Annotated in this window: 14 protein-coding genes and 1 pseudogene; 8 read left to right on the forward strand and 7 right to left on the reverse strand. The window is 72.9% G+C overall.

What is annotated here, in order from left to right:
- Positions 1-96: 96 nt before the first annotated feature.
- On the reverse strand, positions 97-1,005 hold the full coding sequence (locus JWN97_RS19105; RefSeq protein WP_297626607.1) for a glycosyltransferase: 909 nt from the start codon (positions 1,003-1,005) through the stop codon (positions 97-99).
- A gap of 335 nt (positions 1,006-1,340) precedes the next feature.
- Here JWN97_RS19105 and JWN97_RS21310 point away from each other — a divergent pair.
- A pseudogene (locus tag JWN97_RS21310) lies at positions 1,341-1,502 on the forward strand (DUF1353 domain-containing protein); the annotation flags it as partial.
- 100 nt (positions 1,503-1,602) lie between these two features.
- Positions 1,603-2,052 carry a hypothetical protein gene (locus JWN97_RS19115; RefSeq protein WP_297626612.1) on the forward strand — a complete coding sequence of 150 codons (450 nt, stop codon included), beginning with the start codon at positions 1,603-1,605 and terminating at the stop codon, positions 2,050-2,052.
- Here JWN97_RS19115 and JWN97_RS19120 read toward each other — a convergent pair.
- Both JWN97_RS19120 and JWN97_RS19125 read right to left on the reverse strand, forming a co-directional pair.
- A complete protein-coding gene (locus JWN97_RS19120; protein WP_297626615.1) occupies positions 2,039-2,416 on the reverse strand; it encodes a hypothetical protein in 378 nt (125 codons plus the stop codon). The two genes, JWN97_RS19115 and JWN97_RS19120, sit on opposite strands and share 14 nt — an antisense overlap.
- 125 nt (positions 2,417-2,541) lie before the next feature.
- On the reverse strand, positions 2,542-3,288 hold the full coding sequence (locus tag JWN97_RS19125; RefSeq protein ID WP_297626618.1) for a hemolysin III family protein: 747 nt from the start codon (positions 3,286-3,288) through the stop codon (positions 2,542-2,544).
- A 95-nt stretch (positions 3,289-3,383) separates the two neighbouring features.
- Between JWN97_RS19125 and JWN97_RS19130 the strand changes: the two genes are divergently transcribed.
- The 3 genes from JWN97_RS19130 (at position 3,384) to JWN97_RS19140 (ending at position 6,647) form a co-directional block, all read left to right on the forward strand.
- Complete coding sequence (locus JWN97_RS19130) at positions 3,384-4,163, forward strand: isoprenyl transferase (protein WP_297626621.1); 780 nt, start codon at positions 3,384-3,386, stop codon at positions 4,161-4,163.
- A gap of 222 nt (positions 4,164-4,385) precedes the next feature.
- Positions 4,386-5,714, forward strand: a complete 1,329-nt coding sequence (locus tag JWN97_RS19135) for a PhoH family protein (RefSeq protein ID WP_297626624.1) — start codon at positions 4,386-4,388, stop codon at positions 5,712-5,714.
- Positions 5,715-5,972: 258 nt separating this feature from the next.
- Positions 5,973-6,647, forward strand: a complete 675-nt coding sequence (locus JWN97_RS19140; protein ID WP_297626627.1) for a lytic transglycosylase domain-containing protein — start codon at positions 5,973-5,975, stop codon at positions 6,645-6,647.
- Positions 6,648-7,062: 415 nt separating this feature from the next.
- On the opposite strand, the gene JWN97_RS19145 is transcribed toward JWN97_RS19140, so the two are convergent.
- Both JWN97_RS19145 and JWN97_RS19150 read right to left on the reverse strand, forming a co-directional pair.
- Positions 7,063-7,593 (reverse strand): class I SAM-dependent methyltransferase, encoded by a 531-nt coding sequence (locus JWN97_RS19145; RefSeq protein ID WP_297626629.1) that lies wholly within the window; start codon positions 7,591-7,593, stop codon positions 7,063-7,065.
- 26 nt (positions 7,594-7,619) lie between these two features.
- Positions 7,620-9,035 carry a class II fumarate hydratase gene (locus JWN97_RS19150; RefSeq protein WP_297626632.1) on the reverse strand — a complete coding sequence of 472 codons (1,416 nt, stop codon included), beginning with the start codon at positions 9,033-9,035 and terminating at the stop codon, positions 7,620-7,622.
- Between JWN97_RS19150 and JWN97_RS19155 the strand changes: the two genes are divergently transcribed.
- Both JWN97_RS19155 and JWN97_RS19160 read left to right on the forward strand, forming a co-directional pair.
- Positions 9,034-10,185: an NTF2-like N-terminal transpeptidase domain-containing protein gene (locus tag JWN97_RS19155; protein WP_297626634.1), complete on the forward strand. Its 1,152-nt coding sequence runs from the start codon at positions 9,034-9,036 to the stop codon at positions 10,183-10,185. The two genes, JWN97_RS19150 and JWN97_RS19155, sit on opposite strands and share 2 nt — an antisense overlap.
- Before the next feature lie 9 nt (positions 10,186-10,194).
- On the forward strand, positions 10,195-10,917 hold the full coding sequence (locus tag JWN97_RS19160; protein WP_297626637.1) for a penicillin-binding transpeptidase domain-containing protein: 723 nt from the start codon (positions 10,195-10,197) through the stop codon (positions 10,915-10,917).
- A gap of 6 nt (positions 10,918-10,923) precedes the next feature.
- On the opposite strand, the gene JWN97_RS19165 is transcribed toward JWN97_RS19160, so the two are convergent.
- Both JWN97_RS19165 and JWN97_RS19170 read right to left on the reverse strand, forming a co-directional pair.
- Entirely contained in the window at positions 10,924-11,595 is a 672-nt protein-coding gene (locus JWN97_RS19165; protein WP_297626640.1) for a hypothetical protein, read from the reverse strand.
- Positions 11,596-11,758: 163 nt separating this feature from the next.
- The gene (locus JWN97_RS19170) at positions 11,759-11,989 is read right to left on the reverse strand and encodes a hypothetical protein (RefSeq protein WP_297626642.1); all 231 of its coding nucleotides are present in this window, start codon (positions 11,987-11,989) and stop codon (positions 11,759-11,761) included.
- An 87-nt stretch (positions 11,990-12,076) separates the two neighbouring features.
- Between JWN97_RS19170 and JWN97_RS19175 the strand changes: the two genes are divergently transcribed.
- Positions 12,077-12,958, forward strand: coding sequence for a MerR family transcriptional regulator (locus tag JWN97_RS19175; protein WP_297626645.1), 882 nt, complete (start codon positions 12,077-12,079; stop codon positions 12,956-12,958).
- The last annotated feature ends 9 nt before the right edge of the window (positions 12,959-12,967 follow it).

Raw genomic sequence — 12,967 nt, forward strand, 5'->3', positions numbered from 1 at the left:
GCCCGCGTGACGACCTGGCCCTGCTGGTCGGGCGCGACGCCCTGGCCGGCACGCCGGCGGCGTACGTCTGCCGGCACCACGTCTGCGCTGCCCCGGTCACCGACCCCGCGGAGGTCTAGCGGCGTCCTCCAGTGCGGACACCGCCGCCCCCACGTCCGGCAGCGTGCAGAGCTCGTCCGCCACCGACCGGCACCGCTCGCGCGTCCCGGTCCCCGCCAGCGCCGTGCGGACCCGGGACCCGATCTCCTCCGGGGTCGCGGTGGCGGCGTCGAGCGAGGTGGCGACGCCCAGCTCCTCGGCCCGCCGCGCGTTGTGCGGCTGGTCGGCGCCCAGGGGCAGCAGCACGGACGGGAGCCCGTGGGCCAGGGCAGCCATCAGGCTGCCCGAGCCGCCGTGCGAGACGACGAGGTCGACCTCGTGCAGCAAGTCCTCCTGCGGCACGAACCGCTCCAGGCGCACGTGCGGGAGCTGGGGGCCGAACCCGGCCGGGTCGAGCTCGCGGGCGAGGCCGGGGTCGGGAGGCAGTCCGTGCTCGGCGCGTACGGCGTCGAGCCGCGAACCCACCAGGTCCGGCCGGACCAGCAGCCCGGAGGCGAGCACGAGGTGCGTGGCGACCGGGACGCCCAGCAGCTCCGCCGCGATCGTGGTCCCCAGGTCGGTCTCGTCGCGCAGCACGAGGTCGGGTGCGAAGTCCTCGATCACGCCCGGGACCGCCGCGGCCATCCGGCGCGCGCCCCGGTCGCCGAAGTTCTCGGCGAACTCGACCTCGGCCGCGCGGGCGTCGGTGCCCGCGAGCGGCGTCAGGACGCGGGTCGCGGGTGCCCCGGCGTGGTGCGGCTGCGGGCTGGTCGCATAGGCACGGAAGCCTGCGTCCTCGATCCTCGGGACGAGGCCGCCGGACCCGGCCACCGCGACCTCGTGGCCCGCGGCCTGCGCCGCCCGCGTCAGCGGCAGCAGGGGAGCGAGGTGTCCGAGGCCGCCGACGAACGTGCAGAGGATCCGCATGGTGCGACCAGCCTACGATCGCGGGGCTCCGCGGGTGCTGACGCCTGTCGGTGCGCAGCGCCACACTGGAGGCATGCGGACTCGGGAGCGCGACGGGTCAGGTCGGGGAGCGGGCCGGGCGTCAGGTCGGGCGTCAGGTCGGGCGTCAGGTGGAGCAGCAGCCGCGCCGGTTCTACGACGGTGGGACGCTGCCGAGCGACGACAGCGCCGGCGAGCCGCCCGATCCGGGGGCCGACCCGCGCATCGTGCTGGAGCGGCACGCGGAGGAGGGCGTCGAGACGTTCTCCCTCGAGCGCCGCCTGGCCTACCTCGACCGGCACCTCGGCGAGCTGCTGGTGCCCGCCGATCCCGACTTCCGCACCGACCTCACGTCGGTGCCGGCGCTCTTCGCGTGGCTGGTGCCCAAGACCGGCGCCCACCTGCCCGCGGCACTGCTGCACGACGCGCTCGTGGCCGGCGGTGACGACCCGTCGTCGTACGTCTCCACGGACGGGCACGTCGTGGACCGCGTCGCGGCCGACCGGATCTTCCGCGACGCGATGGCCCGACACCGGCACGGGCGTCATCCGGCGGTGGATCGTCTGGACCGCGGTGACGGTGGCGACGATCTTCGTCGGCCGCGACGTGACGTGGTCGCCCGCGCGGCACTGGTCCTACCGGGTGGCGGCCGGGGCGACGATCGCGACGATCCTCTACCTCGGCTACAGCTCGACCAGCGACCTCGTCGACCAGGCGTGGCCGGGCGCCGTCGACGTCCCGTGGATGGGCGACCGGTCGTGGTGGCTCGAGGTCGTGGGAGGGCTGTCGGGGGCGATCGTCCTGCCCCTCGCCCTGAGCCTGCTGTGGGGTCGCCTGCGGATGGCCGGGGCGATCGCCGGGGTGATGCTCGCGGTGCTGCTGCACGTCACGGAGGGGCTCGCGGTCATCGCCGCCACCTACGTCGGCCTCGAGCGTCTGGCCCGGCGTGCGCCGCTGGTCGCGTGGACGCTCGCCGCGGTCGTGGTGGCCGCGGCCCTGGTCACGTTCGCCGTGATCAGCTTCGGCTGACGCCGAGCTGGGCGAGCCAGCGCGCGGCGAAGGCGTCCGGCGGCAGGCCCGCGGTGACGAGGTCGACCCCCGCCCGGAAGGCGACGACGACCAGCCCGAGGGCGACGGCCGTCACCAGCATCCCGTGCAGGTTGCGCGGGAACCTGCTGGGCACGCTGCGCACCCGGTGCCAGCCGCCGACGAGCCCCGCCGTCACGATCGCGGAGACGATGCTGGCGGCGGCCGCGCCGAGCACGGTGCCGAGCAGGCCCATCCGCCCGATCAGGACGGCGGACGTCGCCGCGGCGGTGGCGCCGGCGACCAGCTGGGGGAGGCTGAGGTCGAGGAGGGGTGGGCGGTCGGTCTCGGGGTCGGAGTCAGACATCACACGATCGGGGTGGAGGACAGGGGCTTCCCCTGTACGACGACCGGGCCGGGCAGATCGTTGCCCGACGTGAGCAGGCTCACCGGGTCCCGGTCCCGGGTCGAGCGCCCGGGTCGAGGGGCGGCTCAGCGCAGCGAGTAGGTCGCCAGCGAGATGCCGACGTAGTGGGCGGCGAACGCCAGCACCGTGAAGGAGTGGAACACCTCGTGGAAGCCGAACCAGTGAGGTGAGGGGTTGGGCCGCTTGAGGCCGTAGACCACGCCGCCGACGGTGTAGAGGATGCCGCCGGCCGCCACGAGGATCAGGGTGGCGATGGCGATGCCGCTGCTGAACCGGTCGGCACCGTCGACGAACTGCGGGATGAAGAAGACCGCCGCCCACCCGAGGCCGAGGTACATCGGCGTGTAGAGCCAGCGCGGTGCGTCGGTCCAGAAGACGCGGAAGATCACGCCCGCGATGGCCGCTCCCCAGACGACCAGCAGCAGCGTCGTACGCGCCGAGTCCTCGAGGAACAGCAGGGCGTAGGGCGTGTAGGTGCCGGCGATGAGCACGAAGATGTTGGCGTGGTCGAAGCGGCGCAGGAACGCCCACGTGCGCGGCGACCACGTGCCGCGGTGGTAGATCGCCGAGACCGTGAAGACCAGGAGCGCCGAGAGCGCGAAGGCGGCTGAGCCGACGCGCGTCAAGGCCGTCGGCGACAGCGCGACCAGGACGATGCCCGCCACGAGGGCGACGGGTGCGGTCCCGGCGTGCAGCCAACCGCGCAGCTTGGGCTTGACCTCGGCCAGCTTGTCGGACATCAGCTCGCCGGCACGCTCGACGGCGTGCTCGGCGCGCCCGACGGCGCTGTCCACGCGGTCGCGGGACGTCATGGGCTGGTCTCCATGCGGAGAATCTACCCGGGGCCGGGTGAGGCGCGCAGCCGTCGCGTCAGAGTGCTGGGTCACAGGGCGGTTACCATCGGCAGGTGGTGAGGTGGAAGGACGCGGTGCGACGGGTGCTCTACCCGGCGTACGAGTCCCGCGTCGTGAAGTTCCTCCCCACCGACCAGATCCCCAAGCACGTCGGCGTGATGCTCGACGGCAACCGGCGCTGGGCCAAGGCGGTCGGGCTCAACACCGCCGAGGGCTACCAGGCCGGGGCCGACAACATCCGCCCCCTGCTCGGTTGGTGCGAGGAGGTCGGGGTCGAGGTGGTCACGCTGTGGCTGCTCTCCAGCGACAACCTCACCAACCGCCCGCCGGAGCAGCTGACCGGCCTGCTGACGATCATCGAGGGTGCCGTGGAGTCGCTGGCCGAGGCCGGTCGCTGGCGGATCCACCCCGTCGGCGCGCTCGACCTGCTGCCGCCCGAGACCGCCGCGCGGCTCAAGGCGGCGGAGGAGGCGACCCGCCACATCGACGGGGTGCTCGTCAACGTCGCCGTGGGCTACGGCGGTCGGCGCGAGATCGCCGACGCCGTACGCGCCCTGCTCGCCGAGCACGCCGCCCGCGGCACCTCGCTCGAGGAGCTGGCCGACATCCTCGACGTCGAGCACATCGCCGAGCACCTCTACACCAAGGGCCAGCCCGACCCCGACCTCGTGATCCGCACCTCGGGTGAGCAGCGGCTCGGCGGGTTCCTCCTGTGGCAGTCGGCCAACTCGGAGTTCTACTTCTGCGAGGCGCTGTGGCCCGACTTCCGGCGCGTCGACTTCCTGCGCGCCATCCGGTCGTACGCCGCGCGCGAGCGCCGCTTCGGCGGCTGAGCCGCACCCGATGGGAGACGTCACCTCCTCGTCACCTCGGGTTCGGGCGTGTCGCCCCGGATCGGGCCACCGGCGGGCGTACTTTCGCGTTCATCAGCAGGTGGGGAAGCCGGCTGAACCGGGAGGCAGTCCTTGAGCACTCAGATGGGAGCTCTCCGGTCCGTTGAATGACATCGGGCCGGGCGAGGAGTGCGCGCGCCGACCCGCAGCAAGGGGTTAGTCGTGGCCAGCAAGACCTCATCGCCCAGCTCCGTCAGCTCTGACCGCAGGACCTACGTCCTGGACACCAGCGTCCTGCTCGCCGATCCCGGCGCGCTCACCCGCTTCGCCGAGCACGAGGTCGTGCTGCCCGTGGTGGTGATCACCGAGCTGGAGGGCAAGCGGCACCACCCCGAGCTGGGGTACTTCGCCCGGGCGGCGCTGCGTGCCCTCGACGACCTGCGCGTCGTCAACGGACGGCTGGACGAACCCGTCGGGATCGGGACGGAGGGCGGCACCCTCCGGGTGGAGCTCAACCACACCGATGCCGCCTCACTGCCCTCGGGCTTCCGGCTCGGCGACAACGACACGCGGATCCTCGCCGTCGCCCGCAACCTCGCCAACGAGGGCCACCGGGTCACGCTCGTGTCCAAGGACCTCCCACTGCGGATCAAGGCCTCGGCCGTCGGGCTCGATGCCCAGGAGTACCGCGCGGAGGGGATCAGCGACTCCGGCTACACCGGCATGACCGAGCTGGAGGTGCCGGCGGCCGACCTCGACGAGCTCTACGAGGACGGCGTCATCGATCTCGCCGAGGCCCGCGACCTGCCCTGCCACAACGGCCTCGTGCTGCTCTCCGACCGCGGTACGGCGCTGGCCCGGGTGGGTGCCGACAAGCGGGTCCACCTCGTCCGCGGCGACCGCGACGCCTTCGGGATCCACGGCCGCTCCGCCGAGCAACGGATCGCGCTCGAGATGCTGCTCGACCCCGAGGTCGGCATCGTCTCGCTGGGTGGTCGCGCCGGCACCGGCAAGTCGGCGATGGCGCTGTGCGCCGGGCTCGAGGCGGTCATGGAGCGACGCCACCACAAGAAGGTCGTGGTCTTCCGCCCGCTGTTCGCCGTGGGGGGCCAGGAGCTCGGATACCTGCCCGGCTCGGAGAACGAGAAGATGTCGCCCTGGGCGCAGGCCGTCTTCGACACGCTCGGCGCCCTCACCGGCAAGGACGTCATCGACGAGGTGATGGACCGTGGCATGCTCGAGGTGCTGCCGCTGACGCACATCCGGGGTCGCTCCCTGCACGACGCCTTCGTGATCGTGGACGAGGCCCAGTCGCTGGAGCGCAACGTGCTCCTGACCGTGCTCTCGCGCATCGGCGCCAACTCCAAGGTCGTCCTCACCCACGACGTGGCCCAGCGCGACAACCTGCGCGTCGGGCGCCACGACGGCATCGTCGCGGTGGTGGAGAAGCTCAAGGGTCACCCGCTGTTCGCCCACGTCACGCTGACCCGTTCCGAGCGCTCGCCGATCGCGGCGCTGGTGACCGAGATGCTGGAGGACGTCACGCTCTGACGTGGGGTCCACCACTGGGGCCCACCGCTGGGGCACGCCACTGGGGCACAGGGGACTCGTGTGACGCACGAGCTCCCTGTGACGCAAGGGACATGGGCAATTCCGGCGTTCGGTTTGCACGCCCCAGACGCCTCATGCATGGTGGTCGTGATCGTTTCGTGACCTGTGCCCGATCGGCAGGCCTGGGACACCCCCTGTATGCGTCCCGCCCGCCCCGCGTCACGATCTCCCTGTCGTCAACCCCGTGAGCCCCTCTCCGTGCCCTCTTCGTCGAAGTACGTCCCCACGCACCGCGCGCCCGGCAAGCACAAGGCCGCGCGCGTGCCCCGCCGAGCCCTGCGCACGACCCTGGCCCTCACCGGCCTGGCCGCTGCGGTCACTGGAGTGAGCGTCGCGGGCGGCATGTACTCCGGCGACACCACGCTGACTCCCGCCGCGGCCGACGTCGCCACCGCGACCTCGCAGGCGTCGCCGGACGGGACGTCCGAGAGCGCCCCGGGCATGAGCGCGGCCGACCTCGAGCAGCGTGAGAAGTCCTCCGTCGCCTCCCGCTCCTCGCGTCGTACGGACGCGACCAAGGCCACCGCGCTGTCGATGTCGGCCGGCTCGGCGGTGACGAGGTCGCAGAAGCTGTCCGAGGGCGACCCGCGTGACATCGCCCGCGCGCTGCTGCCGGTCTACGGCTTCTCCTCCGACCAGTTCTCCTGCCTCGACTCCCTCTACATGAGCGAGTCGGGCTGGCGCGTCGACGCGGACAACCCCAGCTCGTCGGCGTACGGCATCCCGCAAGCGCTGACCCAGCTGCACGACCTCCCCGCGGACTACATGACCTCCGCCGAGTCGCAGATCCGCTGGGGCCTGGAGTACATCCAGGGCACCTACGGCACCCCCTGCAGCGCGTGGAGCTTCAAGGCCGGCCACGGCTGGTACTGAGCGGACCACTGGTCTAACCGGTCGGGCTAGTCCCGCCCGGAACCTCCCCACGGCGCCATGCGAGGGGCCACGCTTCGGCCATGTTGCCTCATCGGTCCACTGGCCGGAGCTCGGGGCCGCCACACTGACGAGACGACAGAGCCCCAGGGCTCGCACCAGGACGACCAGGGGGTCGGAGAGGCGCGACGCGCTCGTCCACAGGGGGATGAGCGAGTCGCGCCTCGTTGGTCGTTCCGCTGCCCGCCTGCGCGATGAGGTCGAGCGCCCCGCCGACGCCCACGCGATCGCCTCCTCGCCGTCCATCACCAGCGCGGCACGGGCCTTCCCCTGCTCGACGTACGAGCGCTTGAAGGCGCGGTTGGCCTCGGCGCCCTGGCCCCGCTAGGGCAGGTTCGGACGACCTGCTGTCGCATCGTCAACGCGCCTCGAAGACGGTGACGTCGTCGCCGTCCGGCATCTCGAGGTCCTGGCGGCGTACGTCGCTGAACCGGCGGGTGAGGGTGAACTCACCGTTCTCGCTGGAGAAGTGGCGGGTCTCGCCGTCGGTCAGGGCGACGAACGTGCCACCCGGGCGCAGCACGCGGCGGACCTCGGCGAGGGCACGGTCGAGGTCGCGCACGTGGTGCAGCATCCACCCGGCGTGGACCACGTCGAAGGTGTCGTCCTCGAACGGCAGGTAGCAGACGTCGGCCCGGCGGGCGTCGACGCCGCGCGCCGCGGTCTGCGTCACCGAGCTCTCGGACCAGTCGACCGCGACGAGGCGGACCCCGGGCAGCGCGTTGATCCGCTCGGCCATGGCGCCCGCCCCGCAACCCACCTCGAGGACGTCGGAGTCGCCGACCATGGCGCGGTCGATCGCCTTGAAGGCCTCACGTGCCGCCGGGTCGTGGCCGTCCGCTGTCGCGTGCTGCGTCCGCAGGGGGCCGGTGCTGGTGATGTCGTCCACGCGAGCACCGTCTCACGTCGCGCGCGTCAACGGCCTGTCATCGAGTCCACGTCGAGGGCGGCGTCGAGCTGCTCCTCGGTGAGCTCGCCGCGCTCGACGTAGCCCATCGCGATCACGGTCTCGCGGATCGTGGCGCCCTCGGCCAGCGCCTGCTTGGCGACCTTGGCCGCCGCCTCGTAGCCGATGTGCGCGTTGAGCGGGGTGACGACGGACGGCGAGGACTCGGCGTAGCGGCGCATCCGGTCGGCGTCGGCGGTGATCCCGTCGACGCACCCGTCGGCGAGCAGCACCGTCGAGGTCGACAGCACGTGGATCGACTCGAGCAGCGCGTGCGCCATGATCGGCATCATCACGTTGAGCTCGAAGCTGCCGGACGCGCCCGCCCAGGCGATGGTCGCGTCGTTGCCGACGACCCGCGCGCACACCATCAGCGTGGCCTCGGGCAGCACCGGGTTGACCTTGCCGGGCATGATGCTCGAGCCCGGCTGGAGGTCGGGCAGGTGGATCTCTGCGAGCCCGGTCGTCGGGCCGGAGGACATCCAGCGGAGGTCGTTGCAGATCTTGGTGAGGCCCACTGCCACGGTGCGCAGCACCCCGGACAGCTCGACGAGCGAGTCGCGCGTGCCCTGTGCCTCGAAGTGGTTGCGCGCCTCGGTGAAGGGCTGGCCGGTGCGCTCGGCCAGGGCGGCGATGGCGCGCTCGGCGAAGGCGGCGGGGGTGTTGATGCCGGTGCCGACCGCGGTGCCGCCCAGGGGCAGCTCGCGCACCCGGGGCAGGACGGCCTCGAGCCGCTCGATGCCGAGCCGCACGGTGGCGGCGTACGCCCCCATCTCCTGCCCCAGCGTCACCGGGGTGGCGTCCATCAGGTGGGTCCGTCCGGCCTTGACCGTGTCGGCGAACTCGACCGCCTTCGCCTCGAACGACGTCGCGAGCCGGTCGAGCGCGGGGAGGAGGTCGTCGACCACGGCGAGCGTCGCCGCGACGTGGATGCTGGTCGGGAACGTGTCGTTGCTGCTCTGCGACGCGTTGACCTGGTCGTTGGGGTGGAGCTCGACGCCGGCGCGCGCCGCCAGGGAGGCGATCACCTCGTTGGCGTTCATGTTGGAGCTGGTGCCCGAGCCGGTCTGGAAGACGTCGAGCGGGAAGTCGCCGTCGTGCTCACCGCCGACGATGGCGTCGGCGGCGTCGACGATCGCCTGCGCCTGCTCGTGGCTGAGCACGCCGAGGCCCGCGTTGGCGGTGGCGGCAGCCGCCTTCACGTGCGCCAGCGCCTGGATGTGGCGTGGCTGCAGCGTGAGGTCGCTGATCGGGAAGTTCTCCACCGCCCGCTGGGTCTGCGCCCGCCAGAGTGCGTCGCGAGGCACTTGGACCTCGCCCATCGAGTCGTGCTCGGTGCGTGTCTCGCTCACGGACCGACCGTACCCCCGGCACGATGGGGTCATGCGATCTCTCCGTCTCGGGGTCGCCGTGGTGCTCGCGGGAATGGCGTCGGCCTGCTCCGCGCTCGGCGGCGACGACGACACCGACCCTGCAGCCGACCTCGCCGACGACCTCGCCGCAGCGCTGTCCGACCACTCGCTGGGCGAGGTGCCGCTGGGCGACGAGGCCCAGCGAACGGCCTTCGAGGAGCTGGTCGCGCCCCTCGACGAGGTGCCGGCCGCGGTCGCTGCCTCCTCCGTCGACGTCGTCGAGGAGGAGGGGTGGGCGGACGTCACGCTGACTTGGCGGTGGGACGTCACCGCGGACGCGGCCTGGGAGTACGACACCTCCGTGCGGCTCGCGCAGGACGGCGAGGGGTGGCGGGTCCAGTGGGAGCCGGAGGCGCTCGTGCCCGACCTCGCCGAGGGCGACATGCTCGGCCTGCGGACGCTGACGCCGCAACGCGGCGACATCACCGGCGCCGGCGGCGTGGCGCTGGTGACGGAGCGTCCGGTGCTGCGCTACGGGCTGGACAAGACCAAGGTCGAGGGGCCGCAGGTGGCGCGCAGCGCGGGTCGCATCGCCCGCGTCCTCGACGTGGACGCGGCGTCGTACGTCGAGCGCGCGGAGGCGATGGGGCCGGAGGCCTTCGTCGAGGCGCTGGTGCTGCGCGAGGACGACGCGCTCGACGTGCTGCCCGCCTTCCGGAAGGTCCCCGGCGCGCTCGCCGTGCGCGACACCCTGCCGCTGGCCCCGACCCGTGAGTTCGCGGCCGCACTGCTGGGACGCGTCGGGCCGGCCACCGCCGAGCTGGTGGAGGCGTCCGACGGTCGTGTCGTGGCCGGGGACGAGGTCGGCCTCTCCGGGCTGCAGGCACGCTACGACGAGCAGCTCAGCGGCAGCAGGGGGATCGCGGTGGTCGCCCGCGACGACCAGGACCGGCTGCGCACCCTCTTCGAGGTCGCCCCGACCGATGGCGCGGACCTCGCCACCACCCTCGACCCCGGCCTCCAGCAGCGCGCCGAGCAGGCCCTCGCGACCCTCGGCGACGCCGGTCCGGCCGGCGCGCTCGTGGCGATCCGGCCCTCCGACGGTGCCGTCCTCGCGAGCGCCAACGGCGCCGGCGCGGGCGGGGCCGACCTGGCGAGCACCGGGCAGTACGCCCCTGGCTAGACCTTCAAGGTGGTGTCCTCGCTGGCGCTGCTCCGCAGCGGCCTCACCGTCGACGACGTCGTCTCCTGCCCGGCGACCACGGTCGTGGACGGGCGCTCGTTCAAGAACTACGACGACTACCCGCCCTCCGCCATCGGCGACATCCCCTTCGTCCAGGCGATCGCCCAGTCCTGCAACACCGCCCTCATCGGCAACGCCGGTCGCCTCGCCCCGGGCGACCTCGCCGCCGCGGCGGGTGCCCTGGGCCTTGGCACCGACCACGACCTCGGCTTCCCGGTCTACTTCGGCCAGGTCCCTCCGCCCGGGACGGAGACCGGTGCCGCCGCCGACATGATCGGCCAGGGGACCGTGCTGGCCAGCCCGTTCGCCATGGCGACCGTCGCCGCGTCGGTCTCGTCCGGCCGCGCCGTGCTGCCGGTCCTGCTGCCGGGGCACCAGGTCGAGCAGGCGCGGGTCGTCGTGCCGCTCACCGACGCCGAGGCACGCACGCTGCGGGGCCTGATGCGGGCCGTGGTGACCACCGGCTCGGGCAGGTTCCTGCTCGACGTACCTGGTCAGGTGGGCGCCAAGACCGGCACCGCGGAGTACGGCGAGCCCGATGCCGCAGGCACCCTGCCGACGCACGCCTGGATGATCGCGACCCGAGGCGACCTGGCCGTGGCGGTGTTCGTCGAGACGGGGGTCTCCGGCTCGCAGACCGCCGGGCCGGTGCTCGAGGCGTTCCTGCGCTGAAGCGCGTCAGGCGGCGCGCGCGAGGTAGAGGTAGTAGGTCTCCGGGCGCTCCTGCAGCAGCACGTCGTGGCCCTGCTCCTCGGCGGCGCCGAAGACCGTGCGCATGGCCTGGAGCAGGTCGGGGGCGGGATTGGCCGACCAGACCACCAGCACCCCGCCGGGGCTCAGCAGGTCGCGGCAGCGGCGCAGGAACCGCTCCTCGTAGACCGCCCCGTTGTCGGCGTGCACCAGGTAGCCCGGGCCGTTGTCGACGTCGAGCAGCACCAGGTCGTAGGTCGACCGGGCCTCCGCGATCGCCATCAGGATGTCGGCGTTGACCACGGTCGCGCGCGCATCGGCGAGAAGCGCGGGGCCGTGCGGAACGGTGCCGTCGCGCATCCACTCGATCAGCGGCTCCTCGATCTCGACGACCACCGCCCGCTCGACACGGGCGTCGGCCAGCACCCGCTGCAGGGTGAACCCGAGGCCGAGGCCGCCGATCAGCACCGAGTCGGGCTGCTCCACCAGGTCGAGGGCCTGCGCGGCCAGCTCGATCTCGCTGGTGGTCTCGAGGGTGTCCATCACGAAGACGCCGTTGACCCGCAGCTCGACCACGTCGGCCGCCGTCTCCGACCTACGGCGCCGCAGCACCACGTCCCCGCGCTCGGTCTCGGCCCGGGCGATCTCGACACTCTCCACGGCACCATCCTGCCCAAGGGGCGCTGCCGTGCTGACATGCGGTGGTGCGCGGCGGACGGCAGGGTGCTCGAGGCATGGGTCGTGGGCCACGCGGGAGGCCCCCTGGTACGCCCTCGCGTGCTCACGACGCCGCGTGACCTCGTGGCGCCGAGCAGGTCGGCCGTCAGGACACGACGGTGACGGTGATGCTCGAGTCGGTGCAGCCGGACGCGACGGACTGCAGCGCGCCGACCTCGCTGTTGTCGGCGGTGAGGCCCCACCGGATCTTCACGGCCACCCACTCCTTGACGTAGCGGCACGAGTTGATCGGCGGGAGCCACTCGGCGACGTCCCGGTCGCCCTTGGAGCGGTTGAGCGACCATGATCGTGCACTGCAAGGACCTGCGCAGGACACGACCTCGTCCACCCTCTGTGCAACCCGGTGGGGAAGAAGTGCGCGAGAAGTAGAGCCTTCGGCGCCGGGTCGCCCTACCTTGGACAGATGTACACCGTCGGACGGGCTGCCGAGCTCACCGGCGTGCCCAGCGGCACCCTGCGCAAGTGGGAGCAGCGCTACGGGGTGGTCGTCCCGCAGCGCTCACCGAGCAACTACCGCCTGTACGACGACGAGGCCGTGCGCCGGCTCAGCGTGATGCGCAGCCTGGTCAACGCCGGCTGGTCGGCGCACGAGGCCGCGCAGCACGTGGTGGACGGCGCGGCGGTCGCGGAGGCCGAGCTCGCGCGCCCGGAGGAACCGTCGACCGACCCGCACGTCGAGGACCTCGTGACGTGCGCGCAGGACTTCGACGTGCCGCGCCTCGAGCAGGTGCTCTCCGAGGCCTTCGCCGAACGCGACGTCGCCGTGACGGTGGACGAGTGGCTGATGCCGGCGATGGTGCGCCTGGGCAAGGCCTGGCAGCGCGGCACCGTGACGGTCGCGGGGGAGCACTTCGTCTCCGCCGCCGTGCACCGCCGTCTCGCGCACCTGTTCCAGACGTGGCCGACCGCGGCGCCCGGTGGTCCGCGCGTGGTCGTGGGCCTCACCCGTGGCGCCCGTCACGAGCTCGGCGTGCTCGCGTTCGCCCTCGTGCTCCGCTCCCGAGGCATCTCCGTGACCTACCTCGGCGCCGACCTCCCGCTGGAGGCCTGGCTGGGCACCGTCCAGGTGGTCGAGCCCGCCGCGGTCGTGCTCTCCGTCCCGATGATCGAGGACCTGCCGTCCGTCCGGGAGGCCGTCGAGGCCCTGATGCCGCTGACCATTGTGCTGCTCGGTGGCGCCCACCAGGACCAGGTCGAGGGCCCCGAGCGCCTCGGCCACCGGGCCGGGGCCGCGGCGGTGGCGATGGCGGAGCGGCTGATCGGCGGGGCGTACTCCGGGGGGTAGCTCCCGGCC

Origin of the sequence: Nocardioides sp., assembly GCF_025965415.1 — a bacterium.
GTDB lineage: Bacteria > Actinomycetota > Actinomycetes > Propionibacteriales > Nocardioidaceae > Nocardioides.

What these genes read in the sequence shown, in the direction of transcription:
- JWN97_RS19105 (WP_297626607.1), bottom strand. Translation starts at nt 1,005, where the DNA reads ATGCGGATCCTCTGCACGTTCGTCGGCGGCCTCGGACACCTCGCTCCC.
- JWN97_RS19120 (WP_297626615.1), bottom strand. Translation starts at nt 2,416, where the DNA reads ATGTCTGACTCCGACCCCGAGACCGACCGCCCACCCCTCCTCGACCTC.
- JWN97_RS19125 (WP_297626618.1), bottom strand. Translation starts at nt 3,288, where the DNA reads ATGACGTCCCGCGACCGCGTGGACAGCGCCGTCGGGCGCGCCGAGCAC.
- JWN97_RS19155 (WP_297626634.1), top strand. Translation starts at nt 9,034, where the DNA reads ATGCGATCTCTCCGTCTCGGGGTCGCCGTGGTGCTCGCGGGAATGGCG.
- JWN97_RS19150 (WP_297626632.1), bottom strand. Translation starts at nt 9,035, where the DNA reads ATGACCCCATCGTGCCGGGGGTACGGTCGGTCCGTGAGCGAGACACGC.
- JWN97_RS19175 (WP_297626645.1), top strand. Translation starts at nt 12,077, where the DNA reads ATGTACACCGTCGGACGGGCTGCCGAGCTCACCGGCGTGCCCAGCGGC.